This is a genomic window from Microbacterium sp. NPDC087591, assembly GCF_044743625.1.
Taxonomy (GTDB): domain Bacteria; phylum Actinomycetota; class Actinomycetes; order Actinomycetales; family Microbacteriaceae; genus Microbacterium.
On record NZ_JBIUWU010000001.1, the window covers coordinates 1,756,366 to 1,778,848 of the forward strand.

31 protein-coding genes are annotated in these 22,483 nt (G+C 69.5%); 13 read left to right on the forward strand and 18 right to left on the reverse strand.

From position 1 onward, the window contains the following. Positions 1 to 27: 27 nt before the first annotated feature. A complete protein-coding gene (locus tag ACIOVG_RS08260; protein ID WP_400871404.1) occupies positions 28 to 594 on the reverse strand; it encodes a helix-turn-helix domain-containing protein in 567 nt (188 codons plus the stop codon). Positions 595 to 706: 112 nt separating this feature from the next. On the opposite strand from ACIOVG_RS08260, the gene ACIOVG_RS08265 reads away from it, so the two are divergent. Next, positions 707 to 1,324: a class I SAM-dependent DNA methyltransferase gene (locus ACIOVG_RS08265; protein ID WP_400871407.1), complete on the forward strand. Its 618-nt coding sequence runs from the start codon at positions 707 to 709 to the stop codon at positions 1,322 to 1,324. A gap of 34 nt (positions 1,325 to 1,358) precedes the next feature. On the opposite strand, the gene ACIOVG_RS08270 is transcribed toward ACIOVG_RS08265, so the two are convergent. Beyond that, positions 1,359 to 2,189, reverse strand: coding sequence for a class I SAM-dependent methyltransferase (locus ACIOVG_RS08270; protein ID WP_400871410.1), 831 nt, complete (start codon positions 2,187 to 2,189; stop codon positions 1,359 to 1,361). A 43-nt stretch (positions 2,190 to 2,232) separates the two neighbouring features. Continuing rightward, entirely contained in the window at positions 2,233 to 2,460 is a 228-nt protein-coding gene (locus ACIOVG_RS08275) for an RNA-binding S4 domain-containing protein (RefSeq protein ID WP_400871413.1), read from the reverse strand. Between the two features lie 55 nt (positions 2,461 to 2,515). Here ACIOVG_RS08275 and ACIOVG_RS08280 point away from each other — a divergent pair, with 55 nt between their 5' ends. Then, entirely contained in the window at positions 2,516 to 3,307 is a 792-nt protein-coding gene (locus ACIOVG_RS08280; protein ID WP_400871416.1) for a GntR family transcriptional regulator, read from the forward strand. 260 nt (positions 3,308 to 3,567) lie between these two features. Here ACIOVG_RS08280 and ACIOVG_RS08285 read toward each other — a convergent pair whose 3' ends face one another. The 5 genes from ACIOVG_RS08285 to ACIOVG_RS08305 all read right to left on the reverse strand — a co-directional run bounded on the left by ACIOVG_RS08285 (position 3,568) and on the right by ACIOVG_RS08305 (position 8,280). Next, the gene (locus ACIOVG_RS08285; RefSeq protein ID WP_400871419.1) at positions 3,568 to 4,278 is read right to left on the reverse strand and encodes a GntR family transcriptional regulator; all 711 of its coding nucleotides are present in this window, start codon (positions 4,276 to 4,278) and stop codon (positions 3,568 to 3,570) included. A gap of 91 nt (positions 4,279 to 4,369) precedes the next feature. Then, positions 4,370 to 5,209 carry a hypothetical protein gene (locus ACIOVG_RS08290; protein ID WP_400871422.1) on the reverse strand — a complete coding sequence of 280 codons (840 nt, stop codon included), beginning with the start codon at positions 5,207 to 5,209 and terminating at the stop codon, positions 4,370 to 4,372. A gap of 82 nt (positions 5,210 to 5,291) precedes the next feature. Further along, a complete protein-coding gene (locus tag ACIOVG_RS08295; protein WP_400871425.1) occupies positions 5,292 to 6,608 on the reverse strand; it encodes a sensor histidine kinase in 1,317 nt (438 codons plus the stop codon). Further along, positions 6,601 to 7,278, reverse strand: a complete 678-nt coding sequence (locus ACIOVG_RS08300) for a response regulator transcription factor (RefSeq protein ID WP_400871428.1) — start codon at positions 7,276 to 7,278, stop codon at positions 6,601 to 6,603. The genes ACIOVG_RS08295 and ACIOVG_RS08300 overlap by 8 nt, the downstream gene beginning before the upstream one ends. Positions 7,279 to 7,359: 81 nt before the next feature. Further along, on the reverse strand, positions 7,360 to 8,280 hold the full coding sequence (locus ACIOVG_RS08305; protein WP_400871431.1) for a hypothetical protein: 921 nt from the start codon (positions 8,278 to 8,280) through the stop codon (positions 7,360 to 7,362). Between the two features lie 144 nt (positions 8,281 to 8,424). Between ACIOVG_RS08305 and ACIOVG_RS08310 the strand changes: the two genes are divergently transcribed. Genes ACIOVG_RS08310 through ACIOVG_RS08325 form a run of 4 tightly spaced genes read left to right on the forward strand, consistent with a single transcriptional unit; the run spans position 8,425 to position 9,899 of the window. Beyond that, entirely contained in the window at positions 8,425 to 8,850 is a 426-nt protein-coding gene (locus ACIOVG_RS08310; protein ID WP_400871434.1) for a MarR family winged helix-turn-helix transcriptional regulator, read from the forward strand. Positions 8,851 to 8,863: 13 nt separating this feature from the next. Next, entirely contained in the window at positions 8,864 to 9,310 is a 447-nt protein-coding gene (locus ACIOVG_RS08315) for a hypothetical protein (protein ID WP_400871437.1), read from the forward strand. Further along, positions 9,307 to 9,570 (forward strand): hypothetical protein, encoded by a 264-nt coding sequence (locus ACIOVG_RS08320; RefSeq protein WP_400871440.1) that lies wholly within the window; start codon positions 9,307 to 9,309, stop codon positions 9,568 to 9,570. The genes ACIOVG_RS08315 and ACIOVG_RS08320 overlap by 4 nt, the downstream gene beginning before the upstream one ends. Beyond that, the gene (locus ACIOVG_RS08325; protein WP_400871443.1) at positions 9,567 to 9,899 is read left to right on the forward strand and encodes a rhodanese-like domain-containing protein; all 333 of its coding nucleotides are present in this window, start codon (positions 9,567 to 9,569) and stop codon (positions 9,897 to 9,899) included. Before ACIOVG_RS08320 ends, ACIOVG_RS08325 begins: the two co-directional genes overlap by 4 nt. A 22-nt stretch (positions 9,900 to 9,921) precedes the next feature. Here the strand turns inward: ACIOVG_RS08325 and ACIOVG_RS08330 are convergent, their stop codons facing one another. The 3 genes from ACIOVG_RS08330 to ACIOVG_RS08340 form a co-directional block, all read right to left on the reverse strand. Continuing rightward, positions 9,922 to 10,131 (reverse strand): CDGSH iron-sulfur domain-containing protein, encoded by a 210-nt coding sequence (locus ACIOVG_RS08330; protein ID WP_400871446.1) that lies wholly within the window; start codon positions 10,129 to 10,131, stop codon positions 9,922 to 9,924. After that, positions 10,128 to 11,183, reverse strand: coding sequence for an iron-containing redox enzyme family protein (locus ACIOVG_RS08335; protein WP_400871449.1), 1,056 nt, complete (start codon positions 11,181 to 11,183; stop codon positions 10,128 to 10,130). Before ACIOVG_RS08335 ends, ACIOVG_RS08330 begins: the two co-directional genes overlap by 4 nt. Before the next feature lie 85 nt (positions 11,184 to 11,268). Beyond that, on the reverse strand, positions 11,269 to 11,718 hold the full coding sequence (locus ACIOVG_RS08340) for a carboxymuconolactone decarboxylase family protein (protein WP_400871452.1): 450 nt from the start codon (positions 11,716 to 11,718) through the stop codon (positions 11,269 to 11,271). Positions 11,719 to 11,955: 237 nt separating this feature from the next. Here ACIOVG_RS08340 and ACIOVG_RS08345 point away from each other — a divergent pair, with 237 nt between their 5' ends. Then, positions 11,956 to 12,441, forward strand: coding sequence for a cupin domain-containing protein (locus tag ACIOVG_RS08345; protein WP_400871455.1), 486 nt, complete (start codon positions 11,956 to 11,958; stop codon positions 12,439 to 12,441). Positions 12,442 to 12,450: 9 nt separating this feature from the next. Further along, a complete protein-coding gene (locus tag ACIOVG_RS08350) occupies positions 12,451 to 12,630 on the forward strand; it encodes a hypothetical protein (protein WP_247628338.1) in 180 nt (59 codons plus the stop codon). A gap of 9 nt (positions 12,631 to 12,639) precedes the next feature. Here ACIOVG_RS08350 and ACIOVG_RS08355 read toward each other — a convergent pair whose 3' ends face one another. Beyond that, the gene (locus tag ACIOVG_RS08355; protein ID WP_400871458.1) at positions 12,640 to 13,581 is read right to left on the reverse strand and encodes an SDR family oxidoreductase; all 942 of its coding nucleotides are present in this window, start codon (positions 13,579 to 13,581) and stop codon (positions 12,640 to 12,642) included. Positions 13,582 to 13,705: 124 nt separating this feature from the next. Between ACIOVG_RS08355 and ACIOVG_RS08360 the strand changes: the two genes are divergently transcribed. Beyond that, positions 13,706 to 14,551: a helix-turn-helix transcriptional regulator gene (locus ACIOVG_RS08360; RefSeq protein ID WP_400871461.1), complete on the forward strand. Its 846-nt coding sequence runs from the start codon at positions 13,706 to 13,708 to the stop codon at positions 14,549 to 14,551. Positions 14,552 to 14,695: 144 nt separating this feature from the next. After that, entirely contained in the window at positions 14,696 to 15,109 is a 414-nt protein-coding gene (locus ACIOVG_RS08365; protein WP_400871464.1) for a hypothetical protein, read from the forward strand. A 3-nt stretch (positions 15,110 to 15,112) separates the two neighbouring features. Here the strand turns inward: ACIOVG_RS08365 and pnuC are convergent, their stop codons facing one another. The 3 genes from pnuC to sigJ all read right to left on the reverse strand — a co-directional run bounded on the left by pnuC (position 15,113) and on the right by sigJ (position 17,493). Next, positions 15,113 to 15,826, reverse strand: coding sequence for a nicotinamide riboside transporter PnuC (gene pnuC / locus ACIOVG_RS08370; protein ID WP_400871467.1), 714 nt, complete (start codon positions 15,824 to 15,826; stop codon positions 15,113 to 15,115). Between the two features lie 11 nt (positions 15,827 to 15,837). Continuing rightward, a complete protein-coding gene (locus ACIOVG_RS08375; protein WP_400871470.1) occupies positions 15,838 to 16,356 on the reverse strand; it encodes a GNAT family N-acetyltransferase in 519 nt (172 codons plus the stop codon). A 156-nt stretch (positions 16,357 to 16,512) separates the two neighbouring features. Next, positions 16,513 to 17,493 (reverse strand): RNA polymerase sigma factor SigJ, encoded by a 981-nt coding sequence (gene sigJ / locus ACIOVG_RS08380; protein ID WP_400871473.1) that lies wholly within the window; start codon positions 17,491 to 17,493, stop codon positions 16,513 to 16,515. Between the two features lie 114 nt (positions 17,494 to 17,607). On the opposite strand from sigJ, the gene ACIOVG_RS08385 reads away from it, so the two are divergent. Beyond that, complete coding sequence (locus ACIOVG_RS08385; RefSeq protein WP_400871476.1) at positions 17,608 to 18,363, forward strand: SDR family oxidoreductase; 756 nt, start codon at positions 17,608 to 17,610, stop codon at positions 18,361 to 18,363. A gap of 18 nt (positions 18,364 to 18,381) precedes the next feature. Here ACIOVG_RS08385 and ACIOVG_RS08390 read toward each other — a convergent pair whose 3' ends face one another. After that, positions 18,382 to 19,299 (reverse strand): DUF808 domain-containing protein, encoded by a 918-nt coding sequence (locus ACIOVG_RS08390; RefSeq protein ID WP_400871479.1) that lies wholly within the window; start codon positions 19,297 to 19,299, stop codon positions 18,382 to 18,384. A gap of 76 nt (positions 19,300 to 19,375) precedes the next feature. Further along, the gene (locus ACIOVG_RS08395) at positions 19,376 to 20,242 is read right to left on the reverse strand and encodes a hypothetical protein (RefSeq protein WP_400871482.1); all 867 of its coding nucleotides are present in this window, start codon (positions 20,240 to 20,242) and stop codon (positions 19,376 to 19,378) included. Positions 20,243 to 20,387: 145 nt separating this feature from the next. Here ACIOVG_RS08395 and msrB point away from each other — a divergent pair, with 145 nt between their 5' ends. Together msrB and msrA are read left to right on the forward strand one after the other, a co-directional pair. Further along, the gene (gene msrB, locus ACIOVG_RS08400) at positions 20,388 to 20,864 is read left to right on the forward strand and encodes a peptide-methionine (R)-S-oxide reductase MsrB (protein WP_400871485.1); all 477 of its coding nucleotides are present in this window, start codon (positions 20,388 to 20,390) and stop codon (positions 20,862 to 20,864) included. Next, positions 20,861 to 21,409, forward strand: coding sequence for a peptide-methionine (S)-S-oxide reductase MsrA (gene msrA / locus ACIOVG_RS08405; RefSeq protein ID WP_400871488.1), 549 nt, complete (start codon positions 20,861 to 20,863; stop codon positions 21,407 to 21,409). Before msrB ends, msrA begins: the two co-directional genes overlap by 4 nt. A gap of 169 nt (positions 21,410 to 21,578) precedes the next feature. Here the strand turns inward: msrA and ACIOVG_RS08410 are convergent, their stop codons facing one another. Continuing rightward, positions 21,579 to 22,388 carry an alpha/beta fold hydrolase gene (locus tag ACIOVG_RS08410; protein WP_400871491.1) on the reverse strand — a complete coding sequence of 270 codons (810 nt, stop codon included), beginning with the start codon at positions 22,386 to 22,388 and terminating at the stop codon, positions 21,579 to 21,581. Between the last annotated feature and the right edge of the window lie 95 nt (positions 22,389 to 22,483).

Here is a 22,483-nt window from a genome sequence, read left to right on the forward strand (position 1 = left end):
GGGCCGGCGTCGGTGCGGGCCCTGCGGTCAGGTCGTGACGGGTGGGGCCGCGGAGGGTGGGGTCACCACCCACAGTGCTTCGCCGACGGAGTCGCCGACGTTCACGATGCTGTGCGGAGTCGACGTGCGGTAGTCGATGCTGTCGCCCGGTTCGAGGATGAACTCCTGGTCGCCCAGGTTGAAGCGGAACCTCCCTCGCAGGATCACGCAAATCTCCTGCGAGTCGCCGTGCGTGTAGTTCTCGCCTCCCTCGCCGTGGCCGGGCTCGTACTCCGAGGTCAACACCTCGACGTTGCCCAGCGGCGGTTGGGTGATGCTGAAGTGGCGGACGGAGTTGCCCGATGACAGCATGGGGCGCTCGCCGCGCCGCAGCACGGTGCCCACCGCGGGCTGAGCGCTGAACAGCTCGGTCCACGGAATCCCGACGGCCGCCGCGATGCGCCGGACGACATCCAGGCTGGTGTTGGCCTGACCGTTCTCGATCTGGCTGACGTACCCGGCGCTGATGGATGCTCGGCGCGCGAGTTCACGTGTGGACATCTGCCGCAGTGTGCGCAGCTCACGCACGCGAGCGCCGAGATTGCTGTCGTCCATCACGCCCTCCCCTCTCCCGGTAATCAGTTCGATTACCTCCAGTAAGCACACTGTAAACTGGCCCGGGTTCGGAGACAAGACATTCGTGTTACGGAAACGTAAACTGTGCCGGATGACACGGGGGCAGAGGATGGTCGACCGCCGCGTGCGCGACAGCTACTCCGCGCGTGCGGCCGAGTACACGGCCCTCCTCGGCGACATCGAGCAGATGGACGAGGTCGACCGGGAACGCATCCGGGTCTGGGCAGACGGCATCGATGGACGGGTTCTCGATGCGGGATGCGGCCCGGGGCACTGGACCGCATTCCTCGCCGAGCGCGGGCATGACGTCGAAGGCATCGATCTGGTGCCGGACTTCATCGCGCACGCCGCGTCGCGGTTTCCGCATGTGCCGTTCCGGGTGGCATCGCTGGCCGATCCCGGCATGGAGCCCGGGTCGCTGGGCGGCATCCTCGCCTGGTACTCCGTGATCCATGCGGATGCCGATGAGCTCCCGTCACTCCTCGCTGCCGCACGTCGCCTGTTGCGCACCGGTGGACACCTGCTTCTGGGGTTCTTCGACGGAGCGGACGGCGAACCGTTCGCGCATGCCGTGACGACCGCCCACTACTGGTCGATCGACGGCATGACGGCGCTGCTCGAGGGGGCGGGGTTCTCCGCCGTCGACAGCGAGGCGCGGGCACACGAGGGGCGTCGACCGCACGCATCGATCAGCGCGATCGCGGTCTGACCCGGCGCCTCCGTGACGGATGAGCCGACGCCGCTCAGACCGTCTTGGTCGCCTGCAGCGTGTAGGTGAGCGGAAGCCGTTCCGGGTGCTCGGTCAGCGTCCACTCGCCGTTGTCGTCGAGATACATACGCCCGGGCAGGGCCTCCCACGGCACGCTGGTGTGCTCGACGAACTGCGTGATGGTCAGGCCGGCATCCAGCACGGCCGTCAGGATCTCGCCGATGCCGTGGTTCCACTCGTGGGTGACGGAGGCCCGGATGCGCTCCTCTGTCTCGACGTAGGTGCTCGAGTCGTCCCAGACCAGCGGTTCGGACTGTTCGAAGTACGGGTAGCCCAGGATGAGCGCGTCCGTCTTGTCCTCGTCGATCGCCCAGAGCACCGGGTGGCCCTCGCGGATGAAGAGGCGACCCCCGGGGGTGAGCAGAGACGACACCGTGCGCGCCCACGCGGTGATGTCGGGGAGCCAGCACAGTGCTCCGATCCCGGTGTAGACCAGGTCGAAACGACCTTCTCCGAGTGCGGAGACGGCGCGGTCGACGTTCGACTCGACGAACACGGCCGAGCTGTTCGCACGTGCGGCGAGGTCGCGGGCGCCCTCGATCGCGGCGGGAGAGAAGTCCAGGCCGGTGACCTGGGCGCCCAGGCGCTCGAGCGAGATGGTGTCGGTGCCGATGTGGCACTGCAGGTGCACGGCCTTGACGCCGTGCAGGTCGCCGAGTCGCTCGCGGTCGAAGGCGACGACGTCGGAGAGCCGGGTCGGATCGTCGACATAGGACTGGACGGCGTACTCGCGCGAGGCCAGATGCAGCGGCGCGCGCTCGTCCCAGTTGGCGCGGTTGAGGTCGTAGGAGGAGGAGTCCGGCATGGGGTGGTCCTTGCGAGTGCGGTGGTGCGGCGGCGATGCTCGGTCAGGGGCGGACGCGGACCGTGCGCCCTTCGAAGCTCACCAGGTCGCCGTCGTGCAGTTGCCGCCCACGGCGGCGGTCGACCTCGCCGTTGACCGTCACGTAGCCATCGATCACGACCTCTTTGGCGTCGCCGCCCGAGTCGAGCAGGCCTGAGTACTTCAGGAACTGGCCGAGGCGGATCATGTCGCCGCCGATGGATACGTCGTCGATCGGAGCGGATTTCGTCATGTCTGCATGCTAATGCTCTGTCGGACGGCGCACCTCGATCGCTACACTGATCGTCGTGAAACGGGATTCATCCCAGCATCTGCGCGAACCCGAAGGCAATGCCGAACGCCGCAGACTGAACCTCCTCGTGCGGTCGGCGATCGGACGTGGGGACTATCCCCGCGGTCGGCTCCCTCGGGAATGGGAGCTGATGGACACGACCGGCTCCACGCGCGCCGTCGTGCGGGATGCGATGCGCGAGCTGGCCGAATCGGGGGTCGTGTCCCGAGAGCCGGGACTGGGCACGCGCACGGGGGTGCTCCCGTCGATCTTCGGCCTCCGGGCGTTCCACGGTGTCGACGGGGTCCCCGAGCAGTCCACCTATCCACGCGTGACCGACAGATCGGTGATCCCCACTCCGCCGGTGGTCGCCGCACGGATCCCGGAGTGCGGGCCCGAGGTGCTGCGCGTCGAGTACATCGCGGTGGCCCAGGAGTTCCCCGGCGCCGTGTCGACCAACTACTTCCTGCTGCCACGGGCCGACGCGCTGCGGGACGCGGATTTCGGCCACAACATCTACGCGTTCCTCGCGAACGGGGGCATCCACCTGTCGGCGAGCGAACTGCTCATCGGTGCGGCCGAGGCGGATCTGTACACGGCAGGGCGCTTGGCCATGCCGCCCGGAGCGCCGGTGCTGACCCTCGAACAGGTCATGTACGACGAGGCGGGGGCCGCGATCTGCTTCTCGACCGTCGCCCAACGCGGCGATCGGGTGCGCTACTTCGCCCACAACGTCACGGCAGGCGTGCGACCCGTCGACGGGGACGCGGTTCAGGGTGCCGCGGAAGAGGGCAGCCCGGCGGCGTAGCATCCGCTTCCACCCGGTGTTCTCGCGGCATCGAGCGGCGCAATCCAGGCGCAGTCCCGGCGGCGTTGTCGCCGCGATACGGAGCGTCGTAGCCTCGTGGCGAGCGATGATCCACCTTCGGAGATCCGAAGGGGAACAGCGCGACCCGACGGATCTCCGGCCCAGCGGAGATTCCTATGGCCGCCGTCGTCGATGGTGCACGCACCGGCGACGACCGCTCACCCGCCGGACCCCACCTCGCCGGCGGGTGAGCGCCGGCGTCAGCGGTGGGCGTGCGAGAACACGGCGAGTCTGTCGCCCCGCATCGCGACCACCGAGAAGCTCAGCGGATCACCCGCGTCGTCGTAGATGGTCTGTTCGAGGAAGAGCACCGCGCTCGATGCCCGGGTCCGCAGCCGCAGCGCGAGGGAGTCGCCGGCCGTGATCGCGCCGATCACGAAGTCGGTCGCCGAGACCGCGAGCCCTGCCGCTGCGAGGAAGCTGTAGACGTTGTCTCCGAAGTCGGCGGTGCGCAGCGGGTCGGCCTTGGGCAGCACGAAGAAGCCGGTGGACACGCCGTCGGCCTGTTCGTCCGGCACCGAGACGTACTCGACGCGCAGCACCTCGGCACCGGCGGTTGGCAGCCGCGCGGCGACCATCGTCGGCGTCGGCACCGTGGCGATGTCGATCACACGCGGATGCATGCTGTACTGCGGCACGCCGCCTTCGGCCGGCATCGTCAGCAGGTTGAACGGCACCGGCCGGTTGTCGGCCGGCAGCGTTCCCATGCCCCGGGTGCGGGTGAGGATGCCGACATCGGCCAGCGCGTTCAGGGCGTCGCGAACCACGGCGCGCGAGACGTCGTAGGTCGCCGCGAGTTCGTCGTCGGTCGGCAGTCGTTCGGGATAGTCGCCGCGGGTGATCGCGGCGCGCAGCAGAAGAGTCAGCCTGCGTCGTGCGGCATCGCCGGATTGCTCACTCAGATCGGTCATGCCCCAGCCTCCCAGCGACAGCATAGTGACGCGGGCAGCGGCGGCGGAAGAACGCCGCACGCTGCCCGCGTCGCCCTGGACGTCCGGGTACTCAGTCGTCGATGTCGGTGCCGACCACCGCGAATGCGGAGTCGAAGTCGATGTCGATCGAACGGTTGTCGGTCGTGAGCACCGAGGCGTCGTAGGGGCTGACGTCGTCGCTGTCCACGTCGAGGTCTGTGATCATCCCGTCGGCCTCGTCGAGCGCGGCGGCCACGAGCGAGCGGATGGTCGCCTCGTCGAGGATGAGTGCGGGGCCGGTGTCGTCGCCGTCGGCGGCATCCGTCGAGACGATGCTCGTGGCCAGGTCCGCGTCGACGCGCACGTCGGTCTCGTCGCCGTTCGCGGCGGTGAGCTGCACCTCCCAGGTGCCGTCGCGCTTGGCGTCGATCGAGGTGACATCGCCCTCGGCGGCACCGCGGGCGGCGGCGGCGATCGCCACGAGCTCGTCGGCCGAGGCGGTGCCGATGCCGGTCACCGGGGTGCCACCGCCGTTCGAGCCGCTCTCGTCGTCATCCCGGTCGCCGCGGTGGTCGTCGCGATCCGCGGGGGCGTCGTCGTGGCGTGCGTCGTCGGAGACCGAGGGGCGATCGTCGTCGTCGCCGAACTCGTCGCCGATCGCGGCGCCGACGGCGATGCCGCCGCCCGCGAGGATCACGGCGGCGGCGATGCCTCCGCCGATGAGCAGGGCGCGGGTGCGGCGCGGCTTCGGCGTGTCAGCGGCAGGCGCTGCGGGTGCGGGATGCTGACCGGCCGCCGGGTACTGTGCGGTGGCGTCGGATGCCGTGGCGTCGGATGCTGCTGCCGGGGCGACCGGCACGGTCGGGGCGTCGGGCGCGGGGGCTGCGGTGGGCTCGGGGGTCTGGTCGGGGGTGAGGTTCTTGTCGTCCATGCGTCGATGTTCCCGCGGAGGCCCTGAAGCCACCCTGAAGCGTCCTGAAGAGCTCTTCAGGAAAGCCTGCGTGCGCTGTCGTTCAGCGGGCGAGCGGCAGCGTGACGACGAATCGCGCGCCGCCCCAGCGCGAGTCGTCCACGGTCACGGTTCCCCCGGCAGCGCTGGCGATGCCGCGCACGATCGCCAGGCCGAGGCCGCTCCCGCCGGCGTCCCGGCTGCGGGCCTCGTCGAGCCGCACGAAGCGCTCGAAGATGCGCTCGCGCTCCTCGGGCGGCACCCCGGCGCCGTCATCCTCGATCGTCACGAACACGTGCGCACCGGAAGGCTCCACGCCGATCGCGATGCGCCCACGGCGGTGGCGGGCGGCGTTGTCGGCGAGGTTGCGCAGTAGCTGTCCGAGCAGGCGGGGATCACCGTCCACACGCGCGGCGCGGATACCGCTGCCGTCGACGTCGAGCCCGGAGGCGCGCAGTCGCCGCACCTCGCCGAGCGCGATGTCGTCGAGGTCGACGGGCTCCGTGTGGCCGTGCACCCCCTCGTCGAGCCGGGCGAGGAGCAGCAGCGACTCGACGATCCCCTGCAGCCGGAGTCCCTCTTCCGAGACGACCTCGGACAGCTCGCCGATGCTTGTGGTGGCCGGATGGGTCTGCGCGAGTTCCGCATGCTGACGGATGGTCGCGAGCGGGGACCGCAGCTCGTGCGAGGCGTCGGAGATGAAGCGCCGTTGCGCCGCCGCAGACGCATCGAGGCGATCCAGCATCCCGTTCATGGTCGTCGCGAGTGCGGCGATCTCATCCGCGGACTCCGGCACGGCGATGCGCTGATGCAGTCGCTCCGCGGTGATGCCGTCGACCTCCTGGCGGATCCGGGTCACCGGCCGCAGGGCGCGACCGACCACGAGCCAGGTCGTGACGGCGACCAGGAGCAGGAGCAGCGGAACCGCGACCGCGAGCAGGGTCGCGACCGTCGCCAGGGTCTCGGCGCCGTCTTCGATCGAGACCGCCAGCACGAGCGTCTGGTCGTCGTCGAGGTCATCCGACACGATCAGCATCGGCTCGCCGTCGATCGTCATGGTCTGCGGGTCGTCGGAGACGGGAAGGGATGTCGCCCCGAGTGCCTCGCGGGCGTCCTCGCTGGCCGCCCGCACTGAGCCATCGTCACCGATGAGCTGCACGATCTCGTCGTCCAGGGAGTCGAGCGAGCGTCCTCCCGGGCCGTCGCCACGCTCGGTGAGCTCTGAGATCCGCTGCTCGGCCGCACGCTCGGCGCTGCCGTGCACACTGGCGCTGAGCACGCCGTAGAACGAGAACGCGCCGACGAGCAGGGCGGCAGCCACGACGAGGGTCGCGCCGAGCGTCGTGCGCCCGCGGACCGAACGCCAGCCGCGCTCAGCCACCGTCGGCCGCCAGCCGGTATCCCGCACCGCGCACCGTCTCGATCGCCTCGCGGCCGAACGGCTTGTCGAGCTTGCGGCGCAGATGCCCGACATAGACCTCGACGATGTTCGGGTCGCCGTCGAAGTCGTCATCCCAGACGCCCTCGATCAGCGCACGCTTCGACAGCACCTGGCCGCGATGGCGGAGCAGGTACTCGAGCACGGCGAACTCGCGGGCGGTCAGCGGTACCGGCGTCTCACCACGCCAGACGCGGTGCGCGGCGGGATCGAGCCGCAGGTCGCCCGCCTCCAGGATCGTGGGTCGTGCGACGGCACCGCGTCGCACGAGCGCGCGGATGCGGGCGACGAGGATCGCGAACGAGAACGGCTTCGTGACGTAGTCGTCCGCGCCGGTCTCGAGTGCCTCGACCTGGTCCCACTCGCCGTCCTTCGCGGTGAGCATGAGCACCGGAGTCCAATTCTCCTCGGCGCGCAGGGCCTCGCACACCTTCCATCCGCTCATGCCCGGCATCATGAGGTCGAGCACGATCGCGTCGTAGCGGGTCTCGCGAGCGCGCCAGAGTCCGTCGACGCCGTTGTGCGCGACGTCGACCGCGAAGCCTTCGGCCTCGAGTCCACGCCGGACACCGTCCGCCAGACGCACCTCGTCGTCCACCACCAGGATCCGCATCCCTCCAGTGTGGCGGTCTGCGGCTGAATCGGGGCTGAAGCGGGGGCGGGTCAGCAGGTGATGACACTGCGGCCGTGTCCGCTAGTCCGCGATCTCTCCGTACATGCCCGAGGGATCAGTGACGTCATCCTTGTCGAATCGCGGTACATCGCCGGTTCGCTTGCGGGTGAGCATGCGTCGCACGCGGCTGCGGGGTTTCGGTGCCGGCGCCTGCACGGCCAGAGGACTGCCGATGATCACCTGCGTTACCGGTGACTCCCGTCCGTCGCGGCTGCGCGATGAGAGACCATGGATGCTCACCAATGGCAGTTTCGTGGTTACAAGGGCGGAGGGGTCGAGGATGTCAGAAACCCGGAACACGGCCTCGATCGACTCGGAGCGGTGATTGCTGTAGTCGTTGAACATCTCGGACACCGCCCAGGCGAGCATCTCCGGCCGAAACTGCCGCGGGAGCTCTTCTCCTCGCAGTTCGGCCCCATTGGCACGCGCATAGAGGAACTCGAAGAGGGCCTCCGTGCCTGAACCGGCCCGTTTTGCAGGCAATGTCGCGTCGAAGGTGTCGTACATGTTGCCGTCGGCTGAGCCGTGGATGACCAGCCAGGTCACGCTGTCGCGGTCGGCGTTCGGTACTTCCAGCAGCCACGCGGCGACTCGCGGTGCCGTATCCGCTCGATCGCGGAAGTCGTCGTGGAACGTCTGGATGAACCGAGACTGCCCCGCGATCTGATACCACTGTCCGATCTCGACAGGGGTGCCCGGGAGGATCACGGGCGCGTCCGCGAACGCCGAACTGATGAGTGTCACTGCTCGATCGCGCAGGTACGCCGGGTCGACAGCGAGTTCAGGTTTCATCGCGCTCTCCTGACGCCACCCCCCTTCGGGAGTGAGGTCCGAGAAGCCGGCGCTGAACGACCGTGTCGTCTCGACGGTGTCCGAGCTGGCCGTCATCGCCGACACCTTCTGCAAGCCGATGTACTTCGCGCGCGGCAGATCCAACTTCACGACGTGTCCCTTCGTCCTCGGCCCTGAACGGGATTCGTTCTGTCTCCGACGCTATCGCGAGGAGGCGGTGACGTGGGCGCGCGCGTGCTGTCGTGAAGAAAGGTCGAGCGCTTCGCCCGCCTGCCCGCGCAGTAGCCTGATCAGATGCCCGTCCCTCCGCCCTTCAGCCCCACGGTCGCGCTGCTGACCGTGGTGGGCGTGTGGCAGGAGGAGTTCGCCGAGGCTTTGAAGCCGCTCGGACTGACCTCGCGCAAGTATGCGCTGCTCGGCCACATCCGTGCCACGCCCGGGATCTCGTTCAGCGAGCTCGCGCGAAGGTCGCGGATCACGGCGCCCAGTGCCCACGTCGCGGTCGCCGCTTTCAAGGACGACGGGCTCGTCGAGGATGCCACGGCGCGCGCCGGGGCTGCATCGCAGCTGCAAGTGACCGCGGCGGGGGAGCAGCTGCTTGCAGACGCGGGGGTGCGGCTGGCCGAGCTCGACGCCCGGTTCGCCGCCGCCCATCCCGGACTCACGGAGGCGCTGAGAGCGCACGTCGCAGAACTGATGAGCGGACGCGAGAACCTTTAGTTAGACTAAAGGTGTGGAAAACACCCTTCTCGCCGTGCACGTGCTCGCCGGCATCCTCTTCGTCGGCCCCGTCGCCGTGACCACGAGCCTGTTCCCGCGCTTCGCTCCGCGGCCCCTCGGCGCAGCGGGGGAGCCCGCGGACGCGGGCATCGACGTCGCCCGACTGCTGCACCGGATCACCCGCACCTACGGGGTGCTCGCGCTCGTCGTGCCACTCGTCGGACTCGCGCTCGCCGCCGTGCAGGGACGGCTCGGCGAGATCTGGATCACCGCCGCGATGGTGCTCACGGCGGTGGCCGGCGGGCTGCTCGCGCTGCGCATCGTGCCCGCGCAGCGCGACGCGTTGCGCGAACCTCTCGATGCGCGCGGGCAGCGAGGGATGCGTATGCTGACCGGCATCTTCAACGTGCTCTGGGCGATCGTCGTCGTGCTCATGATCGTCCGGCCGGGTGCCGAGTGAGGCCGCTGCTGCGCGTGCTCGAGGTGCTGTCGGTGCTCGAGCTGCTGAGCATCGCGGTGCTGCTCGGCAACCTCGCGACCGTCCACATCGACGGGGTGGCCGCCGTGCTCGGACCCGTGCACGGCGGCCTCTACCTCGCCGTCGCCGTCACCGCCGTGCTCGGCCGCGACCTGCTGCTGCGCAGCAGACTGCTGGCGTTGATCCCGGTGCTGGGCGGTGTCTTCACCCTCATCAACGTGCGCAAGGAGGCCCGCCGATGAGTGTGCGGCACTTCTTCCGTCGTCCGCCCGCCGTCAGCGCGGCGGAGTCGATCGCGCTCATCGCCGGCGGGGCGGTCGTGGTCGATGTGCGCCGGGAGCAGGACTGGCGGCGCCACCACATCCCCGGTTCGATCCACATCCCCTTGGCGCAGCTCGAGGAACGTGCAGATGAACTTCCGGACGACCGTCTGCTGATCACCTTCTGCACCGGCGGCCTCCTCTCCAGCGGCGCGGCGTCACTGCTCACCGAACTCGGATTCGACGCGGCCACCATGGCGAGAGGCTTGATCGACTGGCGCGCTGTCGGGGGAGAGCTCGTCGGCGACTGAGCCTCGTCCGGATGAGTCGCGGTCACACGTCGGTGCGGAACCCGGCGGCCTTGTGCGTGCCGTCGCAGAACGGCTTGATGGTCGAGAGCCCGCACCGGCAGAGGGCGACCGTGCGGCGGCGCGGTTCTATCGGCTCTCCGTCGGCCGTGCGCAGCTCGACAGCGCCGCGCACCAGCAGGGGACCGTCGGGGTAGGGCGTGATGGTCGCCTCGCGGTCGGCGGCGGCGCTCATCGCGGGTCATCCGTCCGCAGCGAGGACTCTCCGCGCTCCCAGGCGTCGAGCATGTGCCCGGCCGCCCAGCCGTCGACCGTCAGGCAGGCGGATGCACCGAACATGATGTCGGACAGCAGTTCAGGATGATCCTCGGCCAGACCGCCGGCGAGGTCGCGCGCGGCGATCTGCTCGTGCACGGCATCCGCTTCGACGTGCTCGTCGAAGTAGTCGGTCACGTCGTCGCCGAACCCGAGCCGTCGCATCCCGTCTCCGTAGAGGCGGTTGGGGATCGACGAGGTGATCTCGAAGGCGGCCAGGTGCCCGACGATCGCGCCCACCAGGCGGCGGTTGATCCCGAACATCGACATCATGTTGTGCGAAGCGAGCGTGATGGCCGGCGCCTGTTCCAGGTAGGCGCCGTACGTGTCGTCGAGCCCCGCACCCCGCATCGCCTTCGCGAAGATCGTGGCGTGCACACGGTCGGGCCGGCCGCCGCCGTACTCGTCGGACTGGATCTCGACGAGCGCGGCCTTGGCGCGCCCGTGCAGGCGGGGGATCGCCCAGGAGTGTGGATCGGCCTCGTGCAGCGTGTAGATCGAGCGCTGAATGAAGAACTCCCGCGCCTGCTCCGGCGTCGCCTTCTTCGCGACGTACCGCGACAGGCTGGGGCCGGTGTCGGCCTCCGCGAGGGCGAACAGCGCGCGACCGACCGCGTCGACCGTCGCCTCGGGGAGGGGCGGCTGCGGCACGGATGCCCGGAGGGCGCGCTCGAAGGCGTCTTCCAGAAGCCGTCTCGTCGCGATCAGGTCCGGGTCCCATTCCCGCGCCGGGTCGAGCTGCGGGAGCGCGCCGTACGACGAGGCGAACAGCAGGAAGAGCGCGAGCTGGATGTCGTCATCGCGCACGATGTCGTCGGTCCGGGCGATCGCGGCCTCGGCCTCTGCGACGTGGTCGTCGGATGCGTCGCGGTCGGTGAGACCGCGGATGAGCGCGGCGCTCAGCGGACCTCGCTCGCGCAGGTCTGTGGTTGTCGTTGTGCGGACGGCGGTCGGGCTCACGGTTCTTCCCATCGATCGGATGAGAGGCAGTCTGACCCGGCCGAACGGCGGCGGATAGGGTCTTGACTCCCGCCGCTCGTTCGGGTCCGCGCGGCTCTCAGGGCGCGACGGGGTAGTGGCTGCTGACCGCGATGCGGTTCCAGCTGTTGATCACGACCGTGAGCCAGGTGACCGCGGCGATCTGCTTCTCGGTCAGCACGCCATCGACGTCGACACCGCGATCGGCGAGGCGTCCGTGGTCGCTCAGCAGGGTCACGTGCTCGGCGATCTGCAGTGCGGCCTGCTCCTCGGCGCTGAAGTACTGCGACTCCCACCAGCCGGCGAGCACGGCGAGGCGGTCGGACGTCTCCCCGGCCTTCACCGCGTCGGCGACGTGCATCTTCAGGCAGAACGCACAGCCGTTGAGCTGTGAGGCGCGGATCTTGACCAGCTCGACCAGCAGCGGCGACAGCCCGGCATCCACTCCTGCCGCGGTGGCCTGGGCGCTGAACTCGAGCATCGCCTTGTAGGGCTCTGCGTAGACCTTGCCGATGTTCACGTGCGACACGTTCTCTCCTTGGTTCCGGGCGCGGGCGCGCCTCCACCGGGTACGACGGCGCAGCCCGCGGATGTGTGACGTCGCACGCCGCGTCCTCGGGAGGAGAACTCGGCTTCGGGAGGAGAGTTCTGGCCGAAACCTCCGCCCGAGGGAGAGAACTCCTCCCGAACCGCGCGCAGCCCGGGCCCTGGCGTCTACGCTGATCGAGCGCAGGTCGCGCCGCCGCCCCGACATCCGAGGATCCCGATGACATCGCGTCCCGAGACCGCCGAACGGCTCGACCTCGCCGCCCACCCCGAGGGCGGGTGGTTCCGGCGCACCTGGACGAGCCCGGTCGCGGTCGAGACGCCGAACGGTGCACGACCGGCGGCGACCTGCATCCACTATCTGCTGCTGCCCTCCGAGCGGAGCGAATGGCATGTCGTCACGAGCGACGAGATGTGGCTGTGGCACGGACCCGGCCGGCTCGAACTCAGCCTGGGCGGAGACGGCGCCGAGCCAGGGGCCGCCTCCACGGTCGTGCTCGGACCGACGGATGCCGCCCAGGTGCTCGTGCCTGCGGGGGTCTGGCAGGCGGCCCGCCCGCTCGATGACGTCGAGGTGCTGGTCTCGTGCGTCGTGTCGCCGGGGTTCGACTTCGCCGATTGGCGGCTGGCTGCGTCAGCCGAGGAGTCCTCCTCGTTCGACGGACCGCTACCCCTCGGGCAGAACCCCGGCCCCGAAGATGCCTAGGCTGGAGTCATGACCAAGAACTCGCTCTGGACCGTCGTCGGTGTCATCCTCGCCGTGGTGATCGCGTGGTGGCTGGTCAGTGCGCTCTTCTCGGTGCTGTGGTTCATCGCGAAGCTGGCCATCGTGCTGGTGGTCGCCGTCGGCGTCTTCTTCTTCCTGCGTTCGGTGTTCGGCCGCAGCGACGACTGACCCGGCCGGTCACCGCGGGAAGGTGACCCCGACCAGCTCCTCCGAGATCCGCCAGATGCGCGACGCATCCTCGGCGCTCCTCAACGGGGCGTACAGGGGCTGCTCCGACGGCATCCCGCCCATGCGTCCTGGCCCACGGGGGCTGTACAGCGCGCGCGCACTCGACGTGCTCAGCGTCGCGGCCGCGAGGGCAGGGAGCGCCGCGCTCTCAGGAGTGCCGACGATCAGTCCACGCGCAGAAGCCCACCGGATCACCCGCACCTCGAGGGTGTCGGTGGTGCGCCCGAGCTCCGGTCGCGCCGCCAGCAGGCTCGTCGGAGCGACACCCGGATGCGACAGGTTGCTCGTGATGCCCCATCCGTGCGCCTCGCTCTGACGGTCGAGTTCGAGACCGAACAGCCCGAACGCGATCTTCGACTGGCGGTAGGCGCGCATGCCGTCGTATGACTGCTCCCACTGCAGATCCGACCAGTGGATGCGTCCGCTGCTCGCCGCCACGCTCACCTGCGACGTCACCCGGGCGCTGCCGGCACGCAGCACCGGCAGCAGATGTGCGACGAGTGCGACGTGACCGAGGTGGTTCGTGCCGAACTGCAGCTCGAACCCGTCGGCCGTCGTCTGCCGCGTGGGGGGAGTCATCACGCCCGCGTTGTTGATCAGCAGATGCACCGGCTGCGCGTCGGCGTTCATGGTCTCGCCGAAGGCGGCGATCGAGTCCAGCGACGAGAGGTCGAGCGGGGTGGTGCGCACCCGGGCGTGAGGGACGGCATCGCGGATGCCGGCGGCTGCCGTCGCGCCCTTCTGGGCGTTGCGCACGGGGAGCACGATCTCGGCTCCGGCCCTGGCGAGGCGGGTCGCGATGCGCAACCCGATCCCATCGCTGCCGCCGGTGACCACGGCCGTCTTTCCGGTGAGGGACGGGATGTCGATGTCGGGGATGCTGCGCGTCATGATGCTCCTTCGAGGGTCGCATCCAGCATGCGTGCCTGCCGCGACCGCATCCAGGACTCCTCATGCAGTGGATACGCGTACCGCGACGGTGCGAGGATCATGATCGGCACAGCGAGGAGATGAGATGGCGATCGACAGAGCAGCCCTGGCGGGGTTCCTGCGTCTGCGCCGCGACAGCCTGCAGCCCGAAGACGTCGGGCTGGGCCGAGGGCAGCGCCGGCGCACCGAAGGACTGCGTCGCGAGGAGGTCGCCGCGCTCAGCCACATGTCGGCGGACTACTACGCGCGCCTCGAGCGCGGGGACGGGCCGCTGCCGTCGGCGCAGATGCTCGCCTCCATCGCTCAGGGGCTGCATCTCACGATCGACGAGCGCGACCACCTGTTCCGGCTGGCCGGTCATCAGCCACCGGAGCGCGGCGGGGCGAGCGAGCACGTCAGCCCCGGCATGCTGCGGATCCTCGATCGGCTGCAGGACACTCCGGCCGAGATCGTGACCGAGCTCGGGGAGACTCTGCGGCAGACGCCGCTCGGAGTCGCGCTGACCGGCGACACGGCGAGCATCCGCGGACCGGAGCGGAGCCTCGGGTACCGCTGGTTCAGCGATCCGGGCTCGCGGGCGCTGTACGCCGAGGAAGAGCATGAGTTCCTCTCCCGGCTGTGGGTCTCCGGTCTGCGTGAGGTCAGTGCGCGGCGGGGGAGCGGGTCGCGGGCCGCGGGGTTCGTCGAGGCACTGCTCCCACGCAGCGCCGAGTTCCGCGAGCTCTGGGACCGGCACGAGGTCGGCCTGCGGCCCCGCGCGACGAAGCACTTCGTGCACGCGGAGCTGGGGCCGCTCGAGCTCACCTGCCAGAGCCTGCTCGACCCGGAGCAGTCCCACGCACTGCTCGTCTACACCGCGGTGCCAGGTTCGGAGAGTCAGGAGAAGCTGCGGCTGCTCTCGGCGCTCAGCCCGCGGACGCTTTCGTCCTGACGGGCGTGCGCGCCGCACGGCCTCGGGAGGAGAACTCGGCCTCGGCAGGAGCATCCGGGCCGAATCGTCCGCCCGACGGCGAGAACTCCTCCCGACCCGGATGCCGTCGCCTCACGTTCCTGAGCCCTGCGTCGTCATGCGGGTATGAGACGACTCCACCTCCTCGCCCTCGCCGCTTCGACTGCTCTCGGACTCTTCGTCGGAGGATGGGCGTACTTCGCCTCCGCCGCCTTCTACGATTCGTTCCCCGGCGTTCTCGGCTCCTGGGTGTCCGTCGACGGCCCCTATAACGAGCACCTGATCCGTGATGTGGGAGCCATGTACCTCGCGCTCGCCGCGGCCAGCATCGGCGGACTGATCTGGCGGAACGAGATCGCCTTCCGCATCCTCGGCATCGCCTGGTCCGTGTTCGGGCTGCTGCACTTCGCGTACCACGCACTGCACCTCGAGCACATGACGCCGGCGACCGCGATCGGTGAGATGGTCGCCCTGGGCATCAGCCTGCTGCTCGGCATCGTGCTGCTGATCCCCGAGCGGATGCCGTCGCACCGCGGCTGAACGTCAGCGGGCGTCGTCCTCGGCGCGCCGTGGGCTCGGATCGGGAGGCAGGATCTCGACCGGGGTCGCCGAGGCCTTCACCTGTGCGCGCCACCAGATCACGAACCCGGTCGCGGTGAACAGGCCGTAGAAGACGTACATCAACCCGGTCGCGTAGTAGCCCGAGCTGAACAGCAGCGGCACTCCCACCACGTCGACCGCGATCCAGATGAGCCAGAACTCGGTCCATCCTCTGGCCATGCCGTAGGTAGCCAGCAGTGAGCCGACGAAGGTCCAGGCGTCCGCCCACACCGGCTCCCACGAGCCGAGCGCACGGAACAGGGGGGTGAGGGCGACGGTGCCGACGATCATCACGAGCACCATGCCGATGCGGGCGCTCGTGGGTGCCCAGCGCGGGGTCACGCGTCCGCCCGAGGCGTTGCGCCAGCGGATCCACCCGTAGATCGCGACGGTGATGAACATGACCTGGCGCCCCGCCTGCCCGAGCAGGTGCGGCAGCGAGTGGTCGGGACTGAGGATCGAGCCGAGGAAGACGGTCAGCAGCAGCAGGTTGCCGACGATGCCCACCGGCCACGCCCACACCTTGCGTCGCATGCCGCCGATCGCGCTCGCGAGCCCGAACACGTTGCCGACGACTTCGCGCACCAGCAGCGTCTGCCCGCCCGGCAGCACCCACTGGGAGTTGAACGCGTCGACGAACCACTGCAGTGCATCCATCGGGTCTCCGTTCAGGACGCGGTGTCGGGAGCGGTGCGCTCGTCGAGGATGAGCTGCAGCAGCGTCAGATCGAGCCAGCGGCCGAACTTCACGCCGACCTGCGGCATGCGGCCCACTTCGAGGAAGCCGAGCCGCTCGTGCAGGCGGATCGATCCGACGTTGCCGCTCTCGACCGCCGCGACCATGACGTGCACGCCGCGGGACCGGGCGAGCTCGATGAGCTCCTGCATCAGCGTCCTGCCGACGCCGCGTCCCTGCTGGTCGCCCCGCACGTAGACCGAGTGCTCCACGGTCTGCCGGAATCCGCTGTGCGGACGGAAGCCGCCGAAGGAGGCGTAGCCGATCACGCCGGTGTCGTCGGCGGCGACGATCACGGGGAAGCCGTGCGCGCTGCGGTCGGCGAGCCACGCCGCCCGGTCATCGATGTCGACGGCGTCGTCGTTCCAGATCGCGGTGGTGTGCACTACGGCGTGGTTGTGAATCTCGGTGATCGTCTCGAGGTCGGCGACGACCGCATCCCTGATCTGCACTGGGCTCTCCTGCGTCTGCGCTTCGGGCGCGCAACGCTGACGTTAGCAGGATGCGGAGGATGTCGGATCGCCGAGGTTCCACCGGCGCACGGCCCGACGGATCACGGAGAGGATGACGGATCCCGGAGGTTCAGACGGGGATCTCTCCGTGATCCGTCAGGTCGTCCGTGATCCGTCGCCCCTGGGGTCGGCTGAGTCGGCCGAACCGCCGGTCTCGTCCGCGCCCGAACCGCCTCGCCAGGAGGTCAGCTTCGCCGGATTCAGCACGATCCACACCCGGCTGATCCTGCCGTCCTCGACCGCGAAGTTCATGACGGAGGCCACATCGCCCTCCGCGCGGAACACGAAGGCGAGGCCGTCGCCCGTCTGCAGTTCCGCGGCCTCGAGGTGGGGGTTCTTCTGAGCGATCCCGAGCAGGAACCGTGCCACCCGGTCGGCGCCGCTGACGACGTTGAGCGCGGCGCGCACGACTCCGCCACCGTCGCTGCGCAGCTCCACGTCGGGGGCGAGCACCCGGATCAGCTCGTCGACGCCGCCGGTCAGTGTTGCGGCGCGGAACGCACGCACCACCCGGTCGTGCTCCGCCCGCGGCACCGCAGTGGCACGGTTCTCGCGCACGTGACGCCGCGCCGAGGTCGCGAGTTGACGCACCGCGGCGGGCGAGCGCCCGAGGATCTCGGCGATCTCGGGGAACGGCACGTCGAAGATGTCGTGCAGCACGAAGGCCACGCGTTCGGACGGCGTCATCGACTCCAGCACGACCAGCAGCGCCGTCGACACCGAATCGTCGAACGACACGCGCTCCAGGGGGTCGGTGATCTCGCGCGAAGACGCGGTCACCCGGCCGCTGTCCGCGAACGCGTCGGAGGGCACCGGCTCCGGCAGCCACTGGCCCACGTACTGCTCGCGGCGCCGCCGGGCCGAGGTCAGCAGATCGAGCGAGATCCGGCTGGCCACGGTCGTCAGCCAGGCGCCGAGGTTGAGGATGGCGTCGCGCTCGGCATCCGTCTGCCGATACCAGCGCACGAACGTCTCCTGAACGACGTCCTCCGCGTCGGCGAGGGTGCCGGTCATGCGGTAGGCGACGGCCAGCAGCCGGCGGCGTTCGCGGAACACCTCGTCCAGGTCGTCGTGCACGTTCTCTCCTCGCAGCGGATGCACTGGAAGACTACCGACCTCACACTTATGCATCCGCCGTCGTCGGTGTTGTGACAGGGTGACGCGCAGAGCACCCGGAACGAAGGGAACCCCATGAGGATCGCCATCGCAGGAGGCACCGGAACCGTCGGGCGCCATGTCACGCAGTCCGCGCGTGACGCCGACCACGACGTCGTCGTGCTCAGCAGGGCGAACGGCGCGGATGTGCTCACCGGCGAGGGGCTCGCCGACGCGCTCGCCGGAGCGGATGCCGTCATCGATGTCACGAACCTCTCCACCACGCTCTCGGCGAAGAAGTCGAGGAGCTTCTTCGAGACCGCGGCGCACCATCTGCTCACGGCCGAGCAGAGGGCCGGCGTCGGCCATCACGTCGTGCTGTCGATCGTCGGGATCGATGACATCGACACCTCGTACTACGCGGGCAAGCTCGCCCAGGAGCGGGCGGTGGCCACGGGACCGGTGCCGTTCACGATCGCCCGCGCGGGCCAGTTCCATGAGTTCGCGGGGCAGATCCTCGGTCTGGTGCGCGGACCGTTCGCGCCGATGCCGCGCACGCTCATGCGACCGGTCGCGGCCCGCGAAGTCGCCGCGCACCTCGTGCGGGTGGCCGAGGCCGGTGCGGTCGGCCGGGCGCCGGACCTGGTCGGCCCGCGCGACGAGACCCTCGCCGACGCCGCGCGTCGGCAGCTCGCATTCGACGGCATCCGTCGCCGGGTGCTCGACATCCGGCTGCCCGGGGCCTACGGCAGGGGGCTCGCGTCGGGCGCGCTGCGCGGAGGACCGGATGCCCTCCGAGGCGAGATCACCTTCGACGAGTGGCTGCGCAGCGCGGATCACGCACGGGTGTGAGCCGCGCGTCGTCGCCGGTCAGACGTGCACGTCGGCGGGGGATTCCTCGCCCTCGTGGAAGTTCGCCTTCTTGCCCAGCATCCGCGCGACGGCGAGCACGATGCCCACGATGATCAGCCCGGCGATGAGTCCGGCGACAGCGGAGAACAGGGTGTCGCCGATCCAGACGATCACGGGTCCGAGCGGCTCGAGCAGGTGCTCGATGCCGTGCAGCACATCGGCGCCGAAGTGCAGGCCGACCTCGCCGAGGTTCACGAGCAGCAGGTGGCCGCCGACCCAGAGCATGGCGACGGTGCCGAGGATGCTGATGAAACGGAAGACCGCGGGCATCGAGCGCACGATCCGTGTGCCGGTGTGACGGATGCGCTGCACCGGGTTCTTCGCCATCTTGAGACCGATGTCGTCGATCTTCACCAGCAGCGCGACCGCGCCGTAGACGACGCCCGTCATGATGAGAGCGATGACGGCGAGGATCGCAAGGGTCGTCCAGATGTCGAGCCCCGCCTCGAGGTTCGCGAGCGAGATGAGCATGATCTCGGTGGAGAGGATCAGGTCGGTGCGCACGGCGCCCCACACCAGCTTGTTCTCGTTGCGGTCGCCCTCGTCGGCATGACCGTGCTGCACGCCGAACCACTCGAGCACCTTCTCTGCACCTTCGAAGCAGAGGTACGCGCCGCCCAGGATCAGCAGGTACGGCAGCACCCACGGTGCGAATGCGGTCAGGAGCAGGGCGATCGGGATGATGATGACGAACTTGTTCGCCAGCGATCCGACCGCGATCTTGGCGACCACGGGCAGTTCGCGCGCAGGAGTGATCCCCTGCACGTACTGCGGCGTGACGGCCGCGTCATCGATCACGACGCCGGCGGCTTTGGCCGAGGCCTTCATCGCGGCGCTCAGGATGTCGTCGACGACGGCGAGCAGACCAACCGACATGTGCGTCCCCCAGGTTCTTGTGCAGACGAGAAACTATATCCACATCGTGTGGTGGCGGAGGTTCCGTCGGCGTCGGCTACTCGCTGTCGAGGAAGACGCCGACCCGGTCGCCGTCGAGCACGAACTGCAGCGCGGTGCCGTCGGGGAAGGCCTCACGCGGCTCGGGCGGCGCATCGGCGGTGAGCGGAACCTCGATGGTGGCGGGGAAGACCCCGACTCGGCACCCCGAGTAGATGGGGCCCTCGACGCCCCAGGAGTCAGTGGTGAAGTCTTCGGCCGCCGGTATCTGATCCGAGGTGACGGCCATGAGGCACGCGGCGTCCAGAGGGTTGACACCTCTGAGGCCGCTCGAGCTGAGGAAGAGCGTGAGTCCGTGGAACTCGAAGGCGGGCGAATCCTCCACCGCTCCCATGAACCCCACCGGAACCTCGATCGCGTTCGTGGGGGCCAACGTGGAGATCTGCGGTGCTCCCGACGATGCCGAGACCGGGGCGAACGACACCGCAGCGTACGTGATGCCGGCTGCCACGGCGGCCGCGGTCGCGGCGGTGATCCACAGCGTGCGGCGTCGGTAGCGGCGCGGACCGGCGGGCTCCTGCGACGGGGTCGTCTCCGCCGCAGATACAGGGTGCTCCGGGCGCTCCGGGTCGGGCGTCAGCTCTGCGGATGCGGGGTGATCGGGGTGATCCGGCGTCGGCGGGAACAGCGCGTCGAGGGCGGCGAGGCCAGGGGTGTGCTCATCCGGCATCCGCTCTTCCACCGGTGCGACCTCGGCTCCCGCCGGCGCCGCGGCATCCGCGCTCATCGTCTCCGCGCGCCGCGCAGCGCGGAGGCCCTCCAGTTCATGAAGCCGCCGGACGGCCGCCGGGTCGTTCGCGATGTCGGCGTGCGGACCGTAGGCACGCGCACGCAGCGTACGGAGTTCTTCGTCAAAGGCATCCATCCCCGGCATCGTCTCATGCTCGCGGCGTCGGGATGGGCCGCCGAAACTCACAGCGCGCTCCCAGCCCTGCGGGACCAAAACGGCCGCCGCGCTGGTTGTGATCATCAGACGCTGCAGCCAGCCGCGTCAGACAAGGAGACAGATCGTGTCGAACGACTACCGCAAGACGTCCGAGGCCGTCAGCGACCTCACCCACCTGCAGTACGAGGTCACACAGGAGGACGGCACCGAGCCTCCCTTCCGCAACGCGTACTGGAACAACCACGAGGACGGCATCTACGTCGACGTCGTCTCCGGCCAGCCCCTGTTCAGCTCGACCGACAAGTTCGACAGCGGCACCGGATGGCCGAGCTTCACCAAGCCCATCGAGGCGGATGCCGTCACGACCCGCACCGACCGGAAGCTGTTCATGACGCGCACCGAGGCCCGCTCGACCGGGGCGGACAGCCATCTCGGGCACGTCTTCGACGACGGACCCCGTGACGCGGGAGGATTGCGGTACTGCATGAACTCCGCCGCTCTCCGGTTCGTGCCGGCTGACCGGCTCGAGGACGAGGGGTACGGTCGCTACAGCAGCCTCTTCACCCATCAGACCACCGACAACGCCGAGGAGCAGTCATGACCGACGACACCGGAACCATCACCCGCACCCCCGGAGCCGAGACCGCTGTGCTCGCCGGCGGGTGCTTCTGGGGCATGGAAGACCTGATCCGCCGCCAGCCCGGAGTGCTCAGCACCCGAGTCGGCTACACCGGCGGCTCGAACGCGCACGCCACGTACCGCAACCACCCGGGTCACGCCGAGGCGGTCGAGATCGTCTTCGATCCGACCAAGACCACGTACCGCGACATCCTGGCGTTCTTCTTCCAGATCCACGACCCCTCGACCAAGGACCGTCAGGGCAACGACATCGGATCGAGCTACCGCTCCGCGATCTTCCCGCTCAGCCCTGAGCAGGAGACCGTGGCTCGGGACACGATCGCCGACGTCGACGCCTCCGGACTCTGGCCGGGCAAGGCCGTCACCACGATCGAGCCCGAGGGGCCGTTCTGGGAGGCCGAGGAAGAGCACCAGGACTACCTGATCAAGTACCCCAACGGCTACACCTGCCACTTCCCGCGCGCGGGCTGGGTGCTGCCGAAGCGCGAGGAGAGCGCGGCGGTCTGACCCCGCGATCCCGGGCCCTTCGCCTCTCGAGGCGGAGGGCCTTCTTCGTGCCCGGTGGCGACGCCTGGAATGGCAGCGCGCGGAATGAAGGTGATCGCACGGAATGAAGGAGCGGATGCTGCATCCGCTCCTTCATTCCGCGAGATCTCCTTCGCGGCGGGAGGGCGCGTCAGCCCTCGCGGAGGAACTCCAGTGCCGCTTCCTTGAAGTCGCGCGAGCCGGGCGCGTTGAAGTGGTTCCGGTTCGGGATCTCGAAGAAGCGGGCGTCGGGGGCGGCGGATGCCAGGGCGCGGGAGCCTTCGATGATGGCGTCCTTCGATCCGGTCGCGAACAGGATCGGGCGGGTCGGCGCATCCGCCGGGTCAGGATCGATCGCCCCGGATGACCGCATCCCCTCGGCGAGAGCGACCAACGCGCTCAGGTCGTTGCCGGGCACACGCTCGGTGAGGGCGATGTAGTTCTGCGTCGTGGTGTCGCTGACCGGGGTGCCGTCGGCGATGTAGGTGCGCACCTGGTCGAGGTCGAGACGGGCGAGAGGGATGCCGTCGGGCACGCCGCCGAGCACGGCCCTGCCGATGCGCTGCGGAAGATCGCGCACGACCTCCCATCCCACGCGTGCGCCGAGCGAGTAGCCGACGTAGACGGCGTCGTCGACGAGGTACGCGTCCATGACCGTCTCGACGTCGGTGACCAGGGTGCGGATGCTGTAGTCCTCCGGCTGATGCGGCTTCTCGCTGCGCCCGTGGCCGCGCTGGTCGAGGGCGAGCACGCGGTAGCCGGCGTTCGTCAGCTCGCGCACCCACCCGGTGAGCACCCAGTTGTCGCGCGCGCTCGACGCGAAGCCGTGCACCGTGACGGCGACCGGGGCATCGAGTTCACCCCAGGTGTACGTGGCGAGCCGGGTGCCGTCGGCCGCGTACACCTGCTGCGGTTCGGGCATGCGGGTGAGGTCGGAGAGAGGAACTGCCACGGCATCCATTCTCCTCCTCCGCGCCGCTCCAGGATCTCCGAGTGCACGAGAAGCTGCCGAGTGCACGGCTTCGACGCGATGCGAAGTCGTGCACTCGGCAGCAG